This is a genomic window from Pseudosulfitobacter sp. SM2401 (assembly GCF_042932805.1).
Taxonomy (GTDB): domain Bacteria; phylum Pseudomonadota; class Alphaproteobacteria; order Rhodobacterales; family Rhodobacteraceae; genus Ascidiaceihabitans.
Window position 1 is genome coordinate 4,044,032 of record NZ_CP170633.1, and the last position, 13,556, is coordinate 4,057,587.

Here is a 13,556-nt window from a genome sequence, read left to right on the forward strand (position 1 = left end):
TCCTTCGGTTTTATTCTTGGTGTTTTTTGTGATGCTGAATGACTTCAGCGATGATGAAGTTGAGTAACTTCTTGGCAAAATCAGGATCGAGATCGGCCCTGCTTGCCAAATCTTCTAGACGTGCGATCTGGGTGGCCTCGCGGGCCGGATCGGACGGGGGAAGGTCGTGTTCAGCCTTGAGTTTCCCCACAGCTTGCGTGTGTTTGAACCGCTCACCGAGCGTGTAAATCAGGATAGCATCAAGGCGATCGATGCTTTCGCGGTGCCCTTTCAGGACCTCAGCGGCGCGGGTGACTGTGTCAGTCATGCTGCGATCCCTTTTGATGCGGTATGAGTATTTTTAATCAGAACAAACACTTATTTCTTCTTTCCAAAACCGGACAGACCAGAGGGCAGGCCCATGCCGCCGCCCATGCCGGGCAGTTTGCCGCCCATTTGTTTGGCTGCGGCCTCGAGCGCTGCAGGATCCATTTGTGACGGATCCATGCCGCCTTTGCCCATCATGCCCTTCATCGCTTGTTTGAGCATGCCGCCCTTGCCCATTTTGCCCATCTTTTTCATCATGTCGGACATCTGGCGCTGCATTTTCATCAGCTTGTTCAGGTCGGACACTTCCATGCCTGCACCTTTGGCGATCCGCTTTTTGCGTGATGCTTGCAGCAGTTGTGGATTGGCGCGTTCGCGTTTGGTCATCGACTGGATCAGCGCGATTTGCTGTTTCAGGACTTTGTCGTCAAAACCTGCGGCCTCGACCTGTTTGGCCATTTTGCCCATGCCGGGCATCATGCCCATCATGCCTTGCATGCCGCCCATTTTAAGCATCTGCTCGAGCTGCATTTTCAGGTCGTTCATGTTGAACTGACCTTTGGCCATGCGCTTCATCATGCGCTCGGCTTGTTCGGCCTCGATGGTTTCTTGGGCTTTTTCAACAAGGCTGACGATGTCGCCCATGCCAAGAATGCGGCCGGCGATGCGTTCTGGTTCGAACGTCTCGATTGCGTCGAGCTTTTCGCCAAGGCCAACGAATTTGATCGGCTTGCCGGTGACCGCGCGCATGGACAGTGCCGCACCACCGCGACCGTCGCCGTCCATTCGGGTCAGGACCACGCCGGTAATGCCGATGCGTTCGTCGAAATTTTCTGCGGTGTGAACTGCGTCTTGGCCGGTCAGGCCGTCGACAACCAATAGCGTTTCGCGCGGGTCGGCGACGTCGCGTACGGCTTTGACCTGTTCCATCAGCTCTTCGTCGATGGACAGGCGACCGGCTGTGTCCAGCATGTAGACGTCGTAGCCGCCCATCGCTGCTTGGGTTTTTGCACGTTTGGCAATCGAAACCGGTTGTTCGCCAGCAACGATCGGCAGCGTGTCGACGCCGATCTGTTTGCCCAAAATCGCCAGCTGCTCCATCGCGGCCGGACGGTTCACATCCAGCGAAGCCATCAAGACCTTTTTGCCCTCGCGTTCTTTTAAACGCTTGGCCAGTTTCGCAGTCGTCGTGGTTTTACCGCCGCCTTGCAAGCCGACCATCAGGATCGGGGCAGGGGGGCTGTCGATTTTCAGATGGCCCGGTTCGCCTTCACCGCGCAGCGTGTCGATCAGTGCGTCGTGCACGATCTTGACGACCTGTTGGCCCGGTGTGACGGATTTGGTGACCGACTGACCGGTGGCTTTGTCCTGAACCGCCTTAACGAAATCGCGCGCAACGGGCAGCGAAACGTCGGCTTCTAGCAGGGCAACGCGCACTTCGCGCAGGGCGGTTTTGACGTCGTCCTCGGACAACGCGCCTTGTTTTGTGAGCCGGTCAAAGACGCCTGAGAGGCGTTCGGATAGGTTTTCAAACATGCCAAGGCCTTTCGGAGCCGGTTAATCTTTGCCCCAAAATAGGAAGGGGCGGTTCAGTTCGCAAATGCTGGCACCCGAATGGCGCAACAAAATACAGTTTTACCCCCACGGGCGAAACTCGCTGGTGGGGGTCGATCCTTGGACAGCCAAGGACCGGAAGGTTTGATGCTTCCGGATGTTGGTGGGGATTTAGGCGTCTGGGCGCGCAGAGTCAACAGGTGTGCGCAGGTGCCCGTCGCGCCGGGCCGCAGTCAGCCATTCATTTACACCATCCACGATCTGACCGGGGCCATGACCGCTTTGATGTGTGGCGGTCATCTTGTGTTTGCCGGCACTCATCCCACCGTTCAGCACAAAGATCGGGCAATGGGTCTGGGAGCCGTCATCATCATCGTAATTGGTGTCGAGTTCCGCGTGGCTAAGGTCGTGCAGGTCGTGCGTAACATTGGTGTAGCCAAGCAGGGTGCGTTTGCGGACCGTCATGGTGTTTTGGGTGGTGTTCAGGATGATCTGCACGCGTTGGGCAATGAAATACAGGAATAGTGGAAAGATCAGAGCGCTGACGCTGAGGACCACGCCGCCGCCGATGATCGATCCTGTGGTCAAGGCGATGATGCCGACCGTCACGGCGATCAAGGCCATGATGCTGATCAGCAGTGCAAACAGCCAAGGCGTGTTTTCGACAATCAAAAGGGTCGGGGTGGTGCGGGTGACTTTCATGCCTGATGTTTATTTGCTGGGCAATCGGCTTGTCAAAGGGCGCGACATATCTACCTTGCATTTTTGAACGATCGCAATCAAAGTTGCGGGCATATGTTCAATTTCGCACATGAGGGGTCGAATGGACAATTGGGACGAAATCAAGACCGCTTATCAAGTGGCACGTTTGGGCACGGTCAGTGGGGCAGCCGAGGTTCTAGGCGTGCACCATGCCACCGTGATCCGCCACATTGACGCGCTCGAAGGACGGCTGGGCGTTAAGCTGTTTCAACGACATGCACGGGGGTATACCTCGACCGAGGCGGGGGATGACTTGTTTCGTGTCGCCCAAGCCACTGACGACCAGTTCAGTCAGCTGGTCGGCCGCATCAAAGGGCGCGGCACGGACGTGTCCGGCGAATTGGTCGTGACGTCGCTGGTGTCGCTGGCCCCGTTGATGGCCCCGGTTCTGACTGCGTTTCAGCTTGAACACCCTGACCTGATTGTACGCTACCTGACGGGTGAACGCCTGTTTCGCCTTGAATACGGCGAGGCGCATGTGGCGGTGCGTGCTGGATCAGCCCCTGAGCAACCGGACAATGTGGTGCAGCCATTTGCGCGGTCAAAGATGGGGCTGTTTGCTGCGCGGTCTTATGTTGAATCATACGGCATGCCAAAGGATGTCGCGGATTACGCCAAGCACCGGTTCGTGGGGCAGGACAATGATGACAGCCGCGCGCCCTTTAACCGCTGGCTGCGTGAAAAGGTACCGGAGGCGGCACTGACCTTTCGCAGCAATGACGTGCGTGCACTGGAACAGGCGGTTCTGGCGGGGGCCGGCATCGGGTTTATGGCAATGGCAGAGGCGCAGGTGAACCCTGATCTGGTTGAGGTATTCCCGCACCAAGAAGACTGGTCAGCCCCGTTGTGGCTGGTCACACATGTGGATTTACACCGCACCCACAAGGTGCAGGTGTTTCTGAATTTCCTGAAAGATCGGTCTAAATCATGGGGCGATTGACGCCTGGACTGCAAGGCCATCTGGCGATGTTGTTATTCTCAGCCCTTGTGGCGGGGTCGTTTTCGCTGGGATCGATGGCTGCGAATGAAATCGCACCAGGCGCGCTGAATGCCATCCGGTTTGGTATCGCGGCGGTGGTGATCTGGGCGTTTGTGATGGCGAGCGGCGGCGTGCCCAAAGGGTCTTGGGCGGCCCCATGGCGGTATTGCGTGTTGGGCGCAATCTTTGGAATGTATTTTGTGCTGATGTTCGAGGGGCTCAAGACCGCGCCCCCCGTCAGTGCGGCTGCGGTGTTCACGCTGACACCGGTTTTGACCGCAGGGTTCGGCTGGTTACTGCTGCGCCAGATTTTGACGCCGCGCATGGCACTGGCGCTTTTGATCGGCGGCTTGGGCGCGTTGTGGGTGATCTTTCGCGCGGATTTTGGGGCCGCACTGGCCTTTGAAATCGGTCGCGGCGAGATGGTCTATTTTGTGGGCTGTGTTTGTCACGCGACCTACACCCCGCTGGTGCGCAAACTGAACCGAGGCGAAAGCGCGCGGGTCTTTTCGTTGGGCGTCCTGATCGCGGGTTGTGTGATTATCACGATCTTTAGCTGGTCTGACATACGGGCTACAGATTGGCTGGGCCTGCCGCGCATCGTCTGGATCACGATCATCTACGTGTCGATATTCGCCAGCGCCAGCACGTTTGTGCTGACCCAATTCGCCGCGATGCGCCTGCCGTCGGCCAAGGTGATGGCTTACACCTATCTGGTGCCCTCTTGGGTGATTTTGTGGGAAGCGGGACTGGGCAACGGCTTGCCCTTGCCTTGGGTGGCCATCGGCATATTTCTTACGGTTGTCGCACTGCTGATGTTGCTGCGCGACGCATGAAACTGCCCGGCGCACGCAATTTTCAAAAGCCGCTTGGGGGCTTCATGGGCGATCCAAGACCTGAATAACGAAAGGACAAAGACATGAGAAACGTTATCTACCTGATAGGGTTGGTTGTGGTTGTTTTGGCGGTGCTGCGTCTGGCTGGCATTGCCTAAAACACCTGCTATTCCCAAATACCGCACCCTGCGCATGTCTTGATCCGCATGTTTTGACCTAATGGCCTATTCTGGATCCGGCGCAGGGTGCGGATTTTCCAACTCGACTTTGAGAAACCGCTCGAATGCATCTAGGTTCACAGGTTCGAACTGCCCGAACCCCTGCATCCAGACAGTAGCATCGCGCATCGCGTCGGGTTCCAATTTACACCATTTGACCCGCCCACGTTTTTCCTGCGCAATCAACCCTGCGCGCGACAGGATCATCAGGTGTTTGGAAATCGCAGCCAGTGACATCTCGAACGGCTCGGCGACGTCTGTGACGGCCATGTCATCCTCCAGCAACATCGCAAGGATGGCGCGACGGGTAGGGTCAGCGAGTGCTGCAAAAATTGTATCGAGCGAATGTGCCATGACGCACTACATACGCGCCCCGGCTACCCGTTCGCAAGATCAACCAAATGGTTGAATATCCACAAACCCGTCAAAACAGGCTATCCGGGGCTGCGGCAGAACAACGCCCCCATTTGTTCTGGTCAAAAATACTCAATAAAACAGTGGCTTAAGGTCATTTCCGCGACATCAAGCAGGCAGTTGACTCAAGTCCCCTCACATCATAGCAAGCGTGCAAGTCTTCGAGAGGGGAATCCGCACGTGACTGGGCCAGATCAAAAGCAGCAAATGGAGCAGCTTGAGGCCAAGATCGCCGCGGTGAAAAAGTCGCAAGATCGCGGCCCCGTTCAAGAAGAGCATTATTCTCAGGCGCAACATGCCTGGCGGATGGTGATAGAACTGGTGGCCGGTTTGGGCATCGGGTTCGGCATTGGATACGGGTTGGATTACCTGTTCGGGACGCTCCCGATTTTCATGCTGATCTTTACCATCTTGGGTCTTGTGGCCGGGGTCAAAACGATGATCCGCAGCGCGCAAGAGATGCAAGAGAAACAACTGGCCGAATTGGCCGAAAAAGATGCAGCGGACATTTCCGCTAAAGATGAGGGAAGCTGAGAATGGCAGACGACGCAGCAAAATCTGGCGGTCTAGAATTCCACCCGATGGACCAGTTCAACATCAAGGATGTTTTCGGCGGCGCTGAGATTTCTTGGTACACGATCACAAATGCATCTGTCTGGATGGGTCTTGCGATCGTAGCGGTTGTTGCCTTGATGGTGCTGACCACGTCCAAACGCGCAATTGTGCCATCACGTGGCCAATCTGTTGCAGAGCTGGCTTACGGTTTCGTCTACAAAATGGTTGAAGACGTGACAGGCAAAGACGGTCTGGTGTTCTTCCCCTACATTATGACGCTGTTCATGTTCATCGTTTGCGCCAACTTTCTTGGCCTGATCCCGGGGTCTTTCACACCAACATCCCATTTTGCTGTGACGGTTGTGCTGGCGATGGCGGTATTCTTGACCGTAACCATTTTGGGCTTTGTTAAGAACGGCGCAAAGTTCCTGGGCCTGTTCTGGGTGGCATCTGCCCCACTGGCCCTGCGCCCGGTTTTGGCGATCATCGAGATCATCTCGTACTTTGTACGCCCCGTCAGCCACTCCATTCGTTTGGCTGGTAACGTCATGGCGGGTCACGCGGTGATCAAAGTGTTCGCAGGCTTTGCAGCAATCGCAGTGGTTAGCCCTGTCGCAATTCTGGGCATCACAGCGATGTACGCCTTGGAAATCCTGGTGTCCTTTATCCAGGCCTACGTATTTACAATTCTGACGTGCGTTTACTTGAAAGACGCGCTTCACCCGTCTCACTAAACACGACTTATCTTAACAACGGTGGGCAATCCGTCCACTTATCTATCTAACTTCCAATCGTAAGGAGAATTCTCATGGAAGGTGAACTCGCACACATCGGCGCAGGTCTCGCAGCAATCGGTTCAGGCGCAGCTGCCATCGGTGTTGGTAACGTTGCAGGCAACTACTTGGCAGGCGCATTGCGCAACCCATCTGCCGCCGCATCACAAACAGCGACACTGTTTATCGGTATCGCATTCGCAGAAGCTTTGGGGATCTTTTCGTTCCTCGTCGCCCTGCTGCTGATGTTCGCCGTCTAAGACTGCTCGAACAACAGCGTTGCCTGCGATATGTTCGCAGGTGACAAGTTCCTTACGGTCGGGCGGTTTGCACAGATGCATCCCGCCCGATGTAATGACCGCCTTTTTGAGGCGTTTGAACGGAGACCAAGATGGCTACCGAAACACACAGTGCAGCAGAGGCAGCAGGCCCCGGCATGCCACAGTTGGATTTCTCGACATGGGGCAACCAGATCTTTTGGTTGGTTCTTACCCTGATCGTGATCTATTTCGTTCTGTCGCGTATTGCGTTGCCGCGCATCGCGTCTGTTCTGGCGGAACGTCAGGGCACAATTTCAAATGACATCGCAGCAGCGGAAGACTTGAAAGCCAAAGCACAGGCAGCAGAAGCCGCCTATGACAAAGCTTTGGTTGATGCGCGTGCTGAAGCTCAGAAAATCGTGGCTGAAACCAAGGCTGGCATCCAAGCCGATCTGGACGCAGCCATCGAAAAGGCCGACGCGCAGATCGCTGTGAAAGCAGCCGAGGGCGAAAAGGTCATCGCAGACATTCGTGCCAATGCTTTGGACAGCGTCAAAGTTGTTGCCAAAGATACGGCCAAAGAAATCGTGACAGCCATGGGCGGCAAGGCGGATGCAAAATCCATCACTGCCGCTGTGACTGCACGGATGAAAGGGTAATTTGAAATGCGTATGAGCAAAATCACCCTCGCAGGTGCCACAGCATCCCTGTTGGCAACACCTGCATTCGCAGCCTCGGGTCCATTCTTTTCGCTGGGCAACACCGACTTTGTTGTGACCCTCGGCTTTATCGTTTTCATCGGCGTTTTGTTCTATTTCAAAGTGCCTTCGATGTTGGGCGGTATGTTGGACAGCCGTGCAGACGGTATCCAATCCGAAATCAACGAAGCCCGCGCGCTGCGTGAAGATGCGCAAACTCTGCTGGCCTCCTACGAGCGCAAGCAGCAAGAAGTGCAAGCGCAAGCGGACCGCATCGTGGCATCGGCCAAAGAAGAAGCAAATGCCGCAGCCGAACAGGCCCGCGCGGAGCTTGTCAAATCCATCGAGCGCCGCCTGGCCGCAGCAGAAGATCAAATCGCTTCTGCTCAAAACTCGGCTGTGAAGGAAGTGCGTGATCAATCGGTGATCATCGCTGTGGCCGTTGCACGTGACGTGATCGCCAAACAGATGACAGCCGCCAGCGGCAATTCTCTGATTGACGACGCAATCGCACAGGTCGATGCCAAACTGCACTAAGGTTTGGTTCGAGAAGATTTTAAAGGCCTCGCAGTCATCTGCGGGGCCTTTTGCGTTTGGGGCAGCGTTATTTCTGATCTCCCACGGGCCAAAGTCACATTTGTTTGGTCCCGCAAAACAAGCGGATTTCCACTTATACCGTCAATTTCTGGAAATGCGTTTGGAAATGGGTCTATCCTATCTGCATTTATAGGAGCAAATTTATGGACCATCCCGCGTATACCACGCCCACGCGCGATTGGCGCATCGACATTGTTGTCAGTGGAAATATTGGTGCCGTCTTGCGTGCGAATGCAGCACTTTGGCGGTTCTGGAGCCCTAGCCTAAATCTGTGTTGTGCCAGTCTGTCTACCGGTCTTGGCGTCGGATTGACGGTGGGGGCCGAATTGGACATGGACGGCGAGTCGATCAGCGCGGCCTTGGCCAGTTCTGCTGGCGGCAGTGTGGACGACCATCTGACCATCACGTGCCCCTTTGCTGCCAAACAGATCAAAGGGGCGACGATGAACGAAATTGCCTTTGGCGTCACGGGTGGCGTCGCGGAAATTGCAGGCAATGAATTTGTGGTCAAGGACACGTGGGAACGCGAAATGTTTGAATTCAAAGGCGGAGGGATTAGCGCGACGATTGGTCTAGGGATCAACATGGGGACGTTTACGCATTCGCGGTTTAACCCGCCGTTTGCTGTGCCCCCATCCCGGTGGGACGTTTTGGCGTATCAAAACGCGCATTAACGCGTTGGGGCTGGGTCCGTCGGGCTAGGCACCGGTTTCGTGGTCCAGCCGGAGCTGGGCGATTTTCTCGTTTTTCTGTGCCTTTTGCTGATCACGCAAGCTGTCCTCGACGTAGTCCAGATGTGCGTGAACTGCTGTTTTTGCAGCCTCTGCATCCCGGACCTGCAAGGCCGCGTTGATCGCGCGGTGCTGGTCCAGCAACACCTGCCGCGTGGTGCGTTGTTTGAACATGACTTGGCGGTTGTAAAACACCCCTTCGCGCAGCAGCTGGTACATCGAACGCATCATGTGCAGCATCACTACGTTGTGGCTGGCCTCGATAATTGCCATGTGGAATTGTGCATCCAGTTGCGCCTCATCCTCGGCATTGCGTTTGGAATGGGCCGCTTCCATCTTGTCGAACACTGCCTGCACAACTTTCAGATCGGTGTCCGAGGCAAGCCGCGCTGAACGTTCGGCTGCCAACCCTTCCATGTCGCGCCGGAAAGACAGGTAGTCGAAAACCGCCTCTTCGTGGCGCGAAAACAACTGGGTTAAGGCAGGCGCAAAGGCGGATCCCAAAACATCAGCGACAAAGACACCGGCGCCGGGGCGGGCGGTCAGCAGGCCTGAGTCTTGCAACATGCCAATCGCATCGCGCAGCGACGGCCGTGACACGCCCAAACGATCCGCCAATTCGCGTTCAGCCGGCAGGCGTTCGCCGGGGCGCAGCACACCACGCAAGATCAATTCTTCGACCTGACGCACGACGGCACCAGACAGTTTTTCGGGTTGGACAGTTTGGAAGGGCATGGGCGGTTTCCTCGATTGGTCAAATTATATAACCAAATAGCCAAGGGGGCAATTTGTTCTGAACGTGACCAGTTTTCTGCCCGAATTCAGAAAGTGTTAACCATGGGCTGACACAGTGCAACGATGATACGTTTTATCCCTCTGATGTTGCTTTTGGCAGCCTGTAATACACCGAGCCAAGCCTTTCGCGATGCGCCTGTTCGCACTGTTACGGTTGACGGTTCGACCTTTGATGTCCGGATCAAGGATCTATACGCAGAAGCACTGCGCACTAACGCCCAGTATGCGCCGCGAATGGGTCCAATTGGCGGACGCGCGGCAATCGCGATGGAACAGGTAAGCGGTTGTCGTGTGCATGATATTTCCGGTGATCAAGCGGTGATTCAGGCACGGCTTGATTGCGGCAGCGGTCTTCCACCTAAAAAGCGAGGCGCGAAGTATTTTGAGTGTCGTAAAGTCGAAGGGTTCCCTGATCGTGCGTCCAATGAGCCCGATTACATCCTCAATTGCGATCCGGTTCCTCTGCAGTTTTAGCACGTAGACCGCGATATGTTGTGGATAACTCCGCCGATTGCGCTGTTTGTAGTACGAGACGATTGACAGAGCCCTATGCGCCCCGTCACGCTGTTCCTTCATGCGGAATCAGCAAATGAGACGCCATTGCGCTTTTCGAAACTCAGACTGACGGGCTTTAAAAGCTTTGTAGACCCTACGGATTTGATCATCGCAGATGGTTTGACCGGCGTTGTGGGTCCGAACGGCTGTGGCAAATCGAATCTGCTCGAAGCGTTGCGCTGGGTTATGGGGGAAAACCGCCCGACTGCGATGCGCGGCGGTGGCATGGAAGACGTGATTTTTGCAGGTGCTGCGACCCGCCCCGCCCGCAATTTTGCCGAAGTATCGCTGCACATTGATAACTCTGAACGCCTTGCCCCGGCTGGGTTCAACGACATGGACGCGCTTGAAATCGTGCGCCGCATTACGCGTGACGTCGGCAGCGCCTACAAGGCGGCTGGCAAGGATGTGCGCGCCCGCGACGTGCAAATGTTGTTCGCGGATGCCTCGACCGGATCACACTCGCCGGCGTTGGTTCGTCAGGGCCAGATCGCCGAGCTGATCAACGCGAAACCCAAAAACCGCCGCCGGATTTTGGAAGAAGCTGCAGGCATTTCGGGTCTGTATCAGCGCCGCCACGAGGCTGAGTTGAAATTAAAAGGTGCCGAGACAAATCTGTCGCGCGTCGATGACGTAATTGAACAGCTCGCCAATCAATTGGCGCAGTTGGCACGACAAGCCCGTCAGGCCGCGCGATACCGTGAAATCGGCGAAGAATTGCGCCGCACCGAAGGCATGTTGCTGTATCGGCGCTGGCGTGAGGCAGACGATGCGCGCGCATCCGCAGATGACACGCTGCGGGGGCGGGTGACCGAAGCGGCGCAAGCCGAAGGTCTGGTCCAAGCGGCCATCAAAGCGCGGGGGGCGGCGGAAACGTCCTTGCCACCGCTGCGCGAAGAAGAAGCGATTGCAGCCGCGGTTCTGCAACGTTTGGCCGTTCAGCGTGACACGTTGTCCGACCAGGAAACCCAAGCCGAGCAGACCATTCAAACCTTAAGCAATCGCATCGATCAGTTGATCAAAGACATCGAGCGCGAAGGCGGTCTGAACCGTGACGCAGGCGAAACAATTGAGCGTTTGGAATGGGAAGCACGGGAGTTGGCAAAGGCCGGCGAAGGGCATGATGCGCGCCTGAATGACGCTGGTGAGGCATCGCGTGAAGCGGCCCAGGTGTTGCAATCCCGCGAGTCCGATCTGGGTGAGAAAACTGAAGATGTCGCGCGCTTGGCCGCCCGACACGGATCTGCACAACGCCTTTTGCAAGACAGCCGAAAAACCGAGGAAAAATCCGAATCCGAGGCTGCCAAAGCCCGTGAAGCAGTAAGCCAAAGTCAGGCGGCACTGGCCAAAGCGGGTGTTGATTTTGAAGCGGCGCAAGGCGCGTCAGTTCAGGCGGAAACATCGGCGAACCAAGCAGATGAAGCGTTGATTGCTGCTGAAACGGCGCGGGCGGAAACGCAGTCGCGTGAGGCGGATGCGCGCGGCGAACGCTCTGAGGCCGAGGGCGAGATGAATGCCTTGCGTGCTGAAACGGGTGCGCTGGCGAATTTGGTGAAACGCGACACGGCTGAGGGCGGGCAAATCCTTGATCGCTTGCAGGTGCAACAGGGTTTTGAAAAGGCTTTGGGCGCTGCTTTGGCTGATGATTTACGCGCGCCAGAGGTCGAGGTGGATGGCCCGTCCGGTTGGGCCGTTTTGCCCCCCTACGACGTTGACCAGCCCCTGCCGGACGGGGTGACTGCCTTGACCGAACACGTGTCGGTCCCCGAGGTTCTGGTGCGCCGGATGTCGCAAATCGGGCTGGTTGACAGCGATGATGCGCTGCGGTTGCAACCGCTGTTGAAACCCGGCCAACGCCTTGTGTCGCCCGAGGGGGATTTATGGCGCTGGGACGGATATCGCGCGTGGGCCGAAGACGCGCCAAGTGCGGCGGCGTTGCGGTTGCAGCAGCTAAACCGGCTTGAGGAATTGAAACAAACGCTGGAACAGGCCAGCCAGCGGGCCGAAGGTGCACGTGGCGCACACGAAGCCCTAACAGCCTTGTTGGGCGAACAAACCGAAGCAGATCGCGCAGCCCGTGCCGCCCGCCGCAATGCGGATCAGATGGTTGCGGATGCGGGCCGTGCCCTTAGCCGTGCCGAGGCGGATCGCAATCTGGCGCAAGGGCGTTTGGAATCGCTTGGTTTGGCGGTAAAGCGCCACGAAGAAGAGGCGATGGGCGCACGCAGTCGGGTGTTGGAAGCCGAACGCGCGCTTGCAGATTTGGGTGACGTTGAAGCCGAACGCGCTGCAGTCGAGGACCTGCGCATGACGGTTGAGGCCGCGCGCATCACGATGATGTCGCGCCGTTCTAGCCACGATGAGGTGCGCCGCGAGGGCGAGGCGCGCACCAAACGTGGCCAAGAAGTGACCAAAGAAATCAGCGGCTGGCGCCATCGTTTGGAAACCGCGGAAAAGCGGACGGCCGAGCTGGTTGAACGCAAGGACACCTCGCAGGCTGAACTGAAAACTGCGCAGGCAGCACCGGCTGAATTGGCCGCAAAACGTGACGAATTGGGCTTGGCAATCGCAGAGGCCGAGACACGCAAAGCGGCGTCCTCTGATGCACTCAGCGTGGCCGAAGGCGCGTTGCGTGATGCGACGATGAATGAACGCGACGCGGAGCGTTTGGCATCCGAGGCCCGTGAGGCGCGGGCGCGTTCCGAAGCGCGTGCGGAGGCCGCCCGAGAAACCGTGACAGCCGCAGCAGAACGGATCGCAGAAGAGCAACAAAAGACGCCAAACCAGCTGCTGACATCGCTGGATGTGACCCCTGAAAACATCCCCGGGGTCGAAGGTTTGGATGCTGACGTGAACCGCTTGAAGCGGCAGCGCGATGCCTTGGGTGCGGTCAATTTGCGGGCCGAAGAAGACGCCAAAGAGGTTCAGGTCGAGCACGATAGTTTGGTCAACGAAAAGCTGGACCTAGAAGAAGCGATCAAGACGCTGCGTAGTGGCATCGCCAGTCTGAACCGCGAAGGCCGCGAACGGCTTTTGACCGCGTTTGAGCAAGTGAACACCAATTTCGCATTGCTGTTCACGCACTTGTTTGGTGGCGGCGAAGCGAACCTTGTGATGGTAGAAAGCGAAGATCCGCTAGAAGCCGGGCTTGAGATCATGTGCCAACCGCCGGGCAAAAAACTGAGCACGCTCAGCTTGCTGTCGGGGGGCGAGCAAACGTTAACAGCGATGGCGCTGATTTTCGCTGTGTTCCTTGCGAACCCCGCACCGATCTGTGTGCTAGACGAGGTCGACGCGCCTTTGGATGACGCCAACGTCACGCGGTTTTGTGATCTTCTGGACGAGATGTGCCGCCAGACGGATACGCGGTTTCTGATCATCACGCACCACGCGGTGACGATGGCGCGGATGGACCGGTTGTTTGGTGTGACGATGGCCGAGCAAGGGGTCAGTCAGTTGGTGTCCGTTGATCTGAAAAAAGCGGCCGCAATGGTCAACTAAAGTCGCGCGGCCTGTTTTGCGC

General features: G+C 56.9%; 15 protein-coding genes. 10 read left to right on the forward strand and 5 right to left on the reverse strand.

What is annotated here, in order from left to right:
• Positions 1-10: 10 nt before the first annotated feature.
• From ACFIO0_RS19920 to ACFIO0_RS19930, 3 genes are all read right to left on the reverse strand, one after another.
• Positions 11-307, reverse strand: a complete 297-nt coding sequence (locus ACFIO0_RS19920; protein ID WP_390912140.1) for a chorismate mutase — start codon at positions 305-307, stop codon at positions 11-13.
• A gap of 50 nt (positions 308-357) precedes the next feature.
• The gene (gene ffh / locus ACFIO0_RS19925) at positions 358-1,842 is read right to left on the reverse strand and encodes a signal recognition particle protein (RefSeq protein WP_390912141.1); all 1,485 of its coding nucleotides are present in this window, start codon (positions 1,840-1,842) and stop codon (positions 358-360) included.
• 189 nt (positions 1,843-2,031) lie between these two features.
• Entirely contained in the window at positions 2,032-2,562 is a 531-nt protein-coding gene (locus tag ACFIO0_RS19930) for a hypothetical protein (RefSeq protein WP_390912142.1), read from the reverse strand.
• Between the two features lie 121 nt (positions 2,563-2,683).
• Between ACFIO0_RS19930 and ACFIO0_RS19935 the strand changes: the two genes are divergently transcribed.
• Entirely contained in the window at positions 2,684-3,562 is an 879-nt protein-coding gene (locus ACFIO0_RS19935) for a LysR substrate-binding domain-containing protein (RefSeq protein WP_390912143.1), read from the forward strand.
• A complete protein-coding gene (locus tag ACFIO0_RS19940; protein ID WP_390915376.1) occupies positions 3,559-4,437 on the forward strand; it encodes an EamA family transporter in 879 nt (292 codons plus the stop codon). The genes ACFIO0_RS19935 and ACFIO0_RS19940 overlap by 4 nt, the downstream gene beginning before the upstream one ends.
• 224 nt (positions 4,438-4,661) lie before the next feature.
• Here the strand turns inward: ACFIO0_RS19940 and ACFIO0_RS19945 are convergent, their stop codons facing one another.
• The gene (locus ACFIO0_RS19945; protein ID WP_390912144.1) at positions 4,662-5,009 is read right to left on the reverse strand and encodes a metalloregulator ArsR/SmtB family transcription factor; all 348 of its coding nucleotides are present in this window, start codon (positions 5,007-5,009) and stop codon (positions 4,662-4,664) included.
• A gap of 240 nt (positions 5,010-5,249) precedes the next feature.
• Between ACFIO0_RS19945 and ACFIO0_RS19950 the strand changes: the two genes are divergently transcribed.
• From ACFIO0_RS19950 to ACFIO0_RS19975, 6 genes are all read left to right on the forward strand, one after another.
• On the forward strand, positions 5,250-5,603 hold the full coding sequence (locus ACFIO0_RS19950; RefSeq protein ID WP_390915377.1) for an AtpZ/AtpI family protein: 354 nt from the start codon (positions 5,250-5,252) through the stop codon (positions 5,601-5,603).
• A gap of 2 nt (positions 5,604-5,605) precedes the next feature.
• Positions 5,606-6,358: a F0F1 ATP synthase subunit A gene (locus ACFIO0_RS19955; RefSeq protein ID WP_390912146.1), complete on the forward strand. Its 753-nt coding sequence runs from the start codon at positions 5,606-5,608 to the stop codon at positions 6,356-6,358.
• A gap of 74 nt (positions 6,359-6,432) precedes the next feature.
• Positions 6,433-6,657, forward strand: a complete 225-nt coding sequence (locus ACFIO0_RS19960) for a F0F1 ATP synthase subunit C (RefSeq protein ID WP_025046967.1) — start codon at positions 6,433-6,435, stop codon at positions 6,655-6,657.
• A gap of 131 nt (positions 6,658-6,788) precedes the next feature.
• A complete protein-coding gene (locus tag ACFIO0_RS19965; protein ID WP_390912148.1) occupies positions 6,789-7,316 on the forward strand; it encodes a F0F1 ATP synthase subunit B' in 528 nt (175 codons plus the stop codon).
• A gap of 12 nt (positions 7,317-7,328) precedes the next feature.
• Positions 7,329-7,892 (forward strand): F0F1 ATP synthase subunit B, encoded by a 564-nt coding sequence (locus ACFIO0_RS19970; RefSeq protein ID WP_390912149.1) that lies wholly within the window; start codon positions 7,329-7,331, stop codon positions 7,890-7,892.
• Positions 7,893-8,095: 203 nt separating this feature from the next.
• Positions 8,096-8,626, forward strand: a complete 531-nt coding sequence (locus ACFIO0_RS19975) for a hypothetical protein (RefSeq protein ID WP_390912151.1) — start codon at positions 8,096-8,098, stop codon at positions 8,624-8,626.
• A gap of 24 nt (positions 8,627-8,650) precedes the next feature.
• On the opposite strand, the gene ACFIO0_RS19980 is transcribed toward ACFIO0_RS19975, so the two are convergent.
• Entirely contained in the window at positions 8,651-9,418 is a 768-nt protein-coding gene (locus ACFIO0_RS19980; protein ID WP_390912152.1) for an FCD domain-containing protein, read from the reverse strand.
• Between the two features lie 123 nt (positions 9,419-9,541).
• Between ACFIO0_RS19980 and ACFIO0_RS19985 the strand changes: the two genes are divergently transcribed.
• Both ACFIO0_RS19985 and smc read left to right on the forward strand, forming a co-directional pair.
• A complete protein-coding gene (locus ACFIO0_RS19985) occupies positions 9,542-9,952 on the forward strand; it encodes a hypothetical protein (protein ID WP_390912154.1) in 411 nt (136 codons plus the stop codon).
• Positions 9,953-10,078: 126 nt separating this feature from the next.
• Positions 10,079-13,534, forward strand: coding sequence for a chromosome segregation protein SMC (smc, locus tag ACFIO0_RS19990; protein WP_390912156.1), 3,456 nt, complete (start codon positions 10,079-10,081; stop codon positions 13,532-13,534).
• Positions 13,535-13,556 lie beyond the last annotated feature (22 nt).

Bases quoted from the DNA above. Each gene is read 5' to 3' on its own strand.
- ACFIO0_RS19920 (WP_390912140.1), bottom strand. From the start codon at position 307: ATGACTGACACAGTCACCCGCGCCGCTGAGGTCCTGAAAGGGCACCGC.
- ffh (WP_390912141.1), bottom strand. From the start codon at position 1,842: ATGTTTGAAAACCTATCCGAACGCCTCTCAGGCGTCTTTGACCGGCTC.
- ACFIO0_RS19930 (WP_390912142.1), bottom strand. From the start codon at position 2,562: ATGAAAGTCACCCGCACCACCCCGACCCTTTTGATTGTCGAAAACACG.
- ACFIO0_RS19935 (WP_390912143.1), top strand. From the start codon at position 2,684: ATGGACAATTGGGACGAAATCAAGACCGCTTATCAAGTGGCACGTTTG.
- ACFIO0_RS19945 (WP_390912144.1), bottom strand. From the start codon at position 5,009: ATGGCACATTCGCTCGATACAATTTTTGCAGCACTCGCTGACCCTACC.
- ACFIO0_RS19955 (WP_390912146.1), top strand. From the start codon at position 5,606: ATGGCAGACGACGCAGCAAAATCTGGCGGTCTAGAATTCCACCCGATG.
- ACFIO0_RS19960 (WP_025046967.1), top strand. From the start codon at position 6,433: ATGGAAGGTGAACTCGCACACATCGGCGCAGGTCTCGCAGCAATCGGT.
- ACFIO0_RS19965 (WP_390912148.1), top strand. From the start codon at position 6,789: ATGGCTACCGAAACACACAGTGCAGCAGAGGCAGCAGGCCCCGGCATG.
- ACFIO0_RS19970 (WP_390912149.1), top strand. From the start codon at position 7,329: ATGAGCAAAATCACCCTCGCAGGTGCCACAGCATCCCTGTTGGCAACA.
- ACFIO0_RS19975 (WP_390912151.1), top strand. From the start codon at position 8,096: ATGGACCATCCCGCGTATACCACGCCCACGCGCGATTGGCGCATCGAC.
- ACFIO0_RS19980 (WP_390912152.1), bottom strand. From the start codon at position 9,418: ATGCCCTTCCAAACTGTCCAACCCGAAAAACTGTCTGGTGCCGTCGTG.
- ACFIO0_RS19985 (WP_390912154.1), top strand. From the start codon at position 9,542: ATGATACGTTTTATCCCTCTGATGTTGCTTTTGGCAGCCTGTAATACA.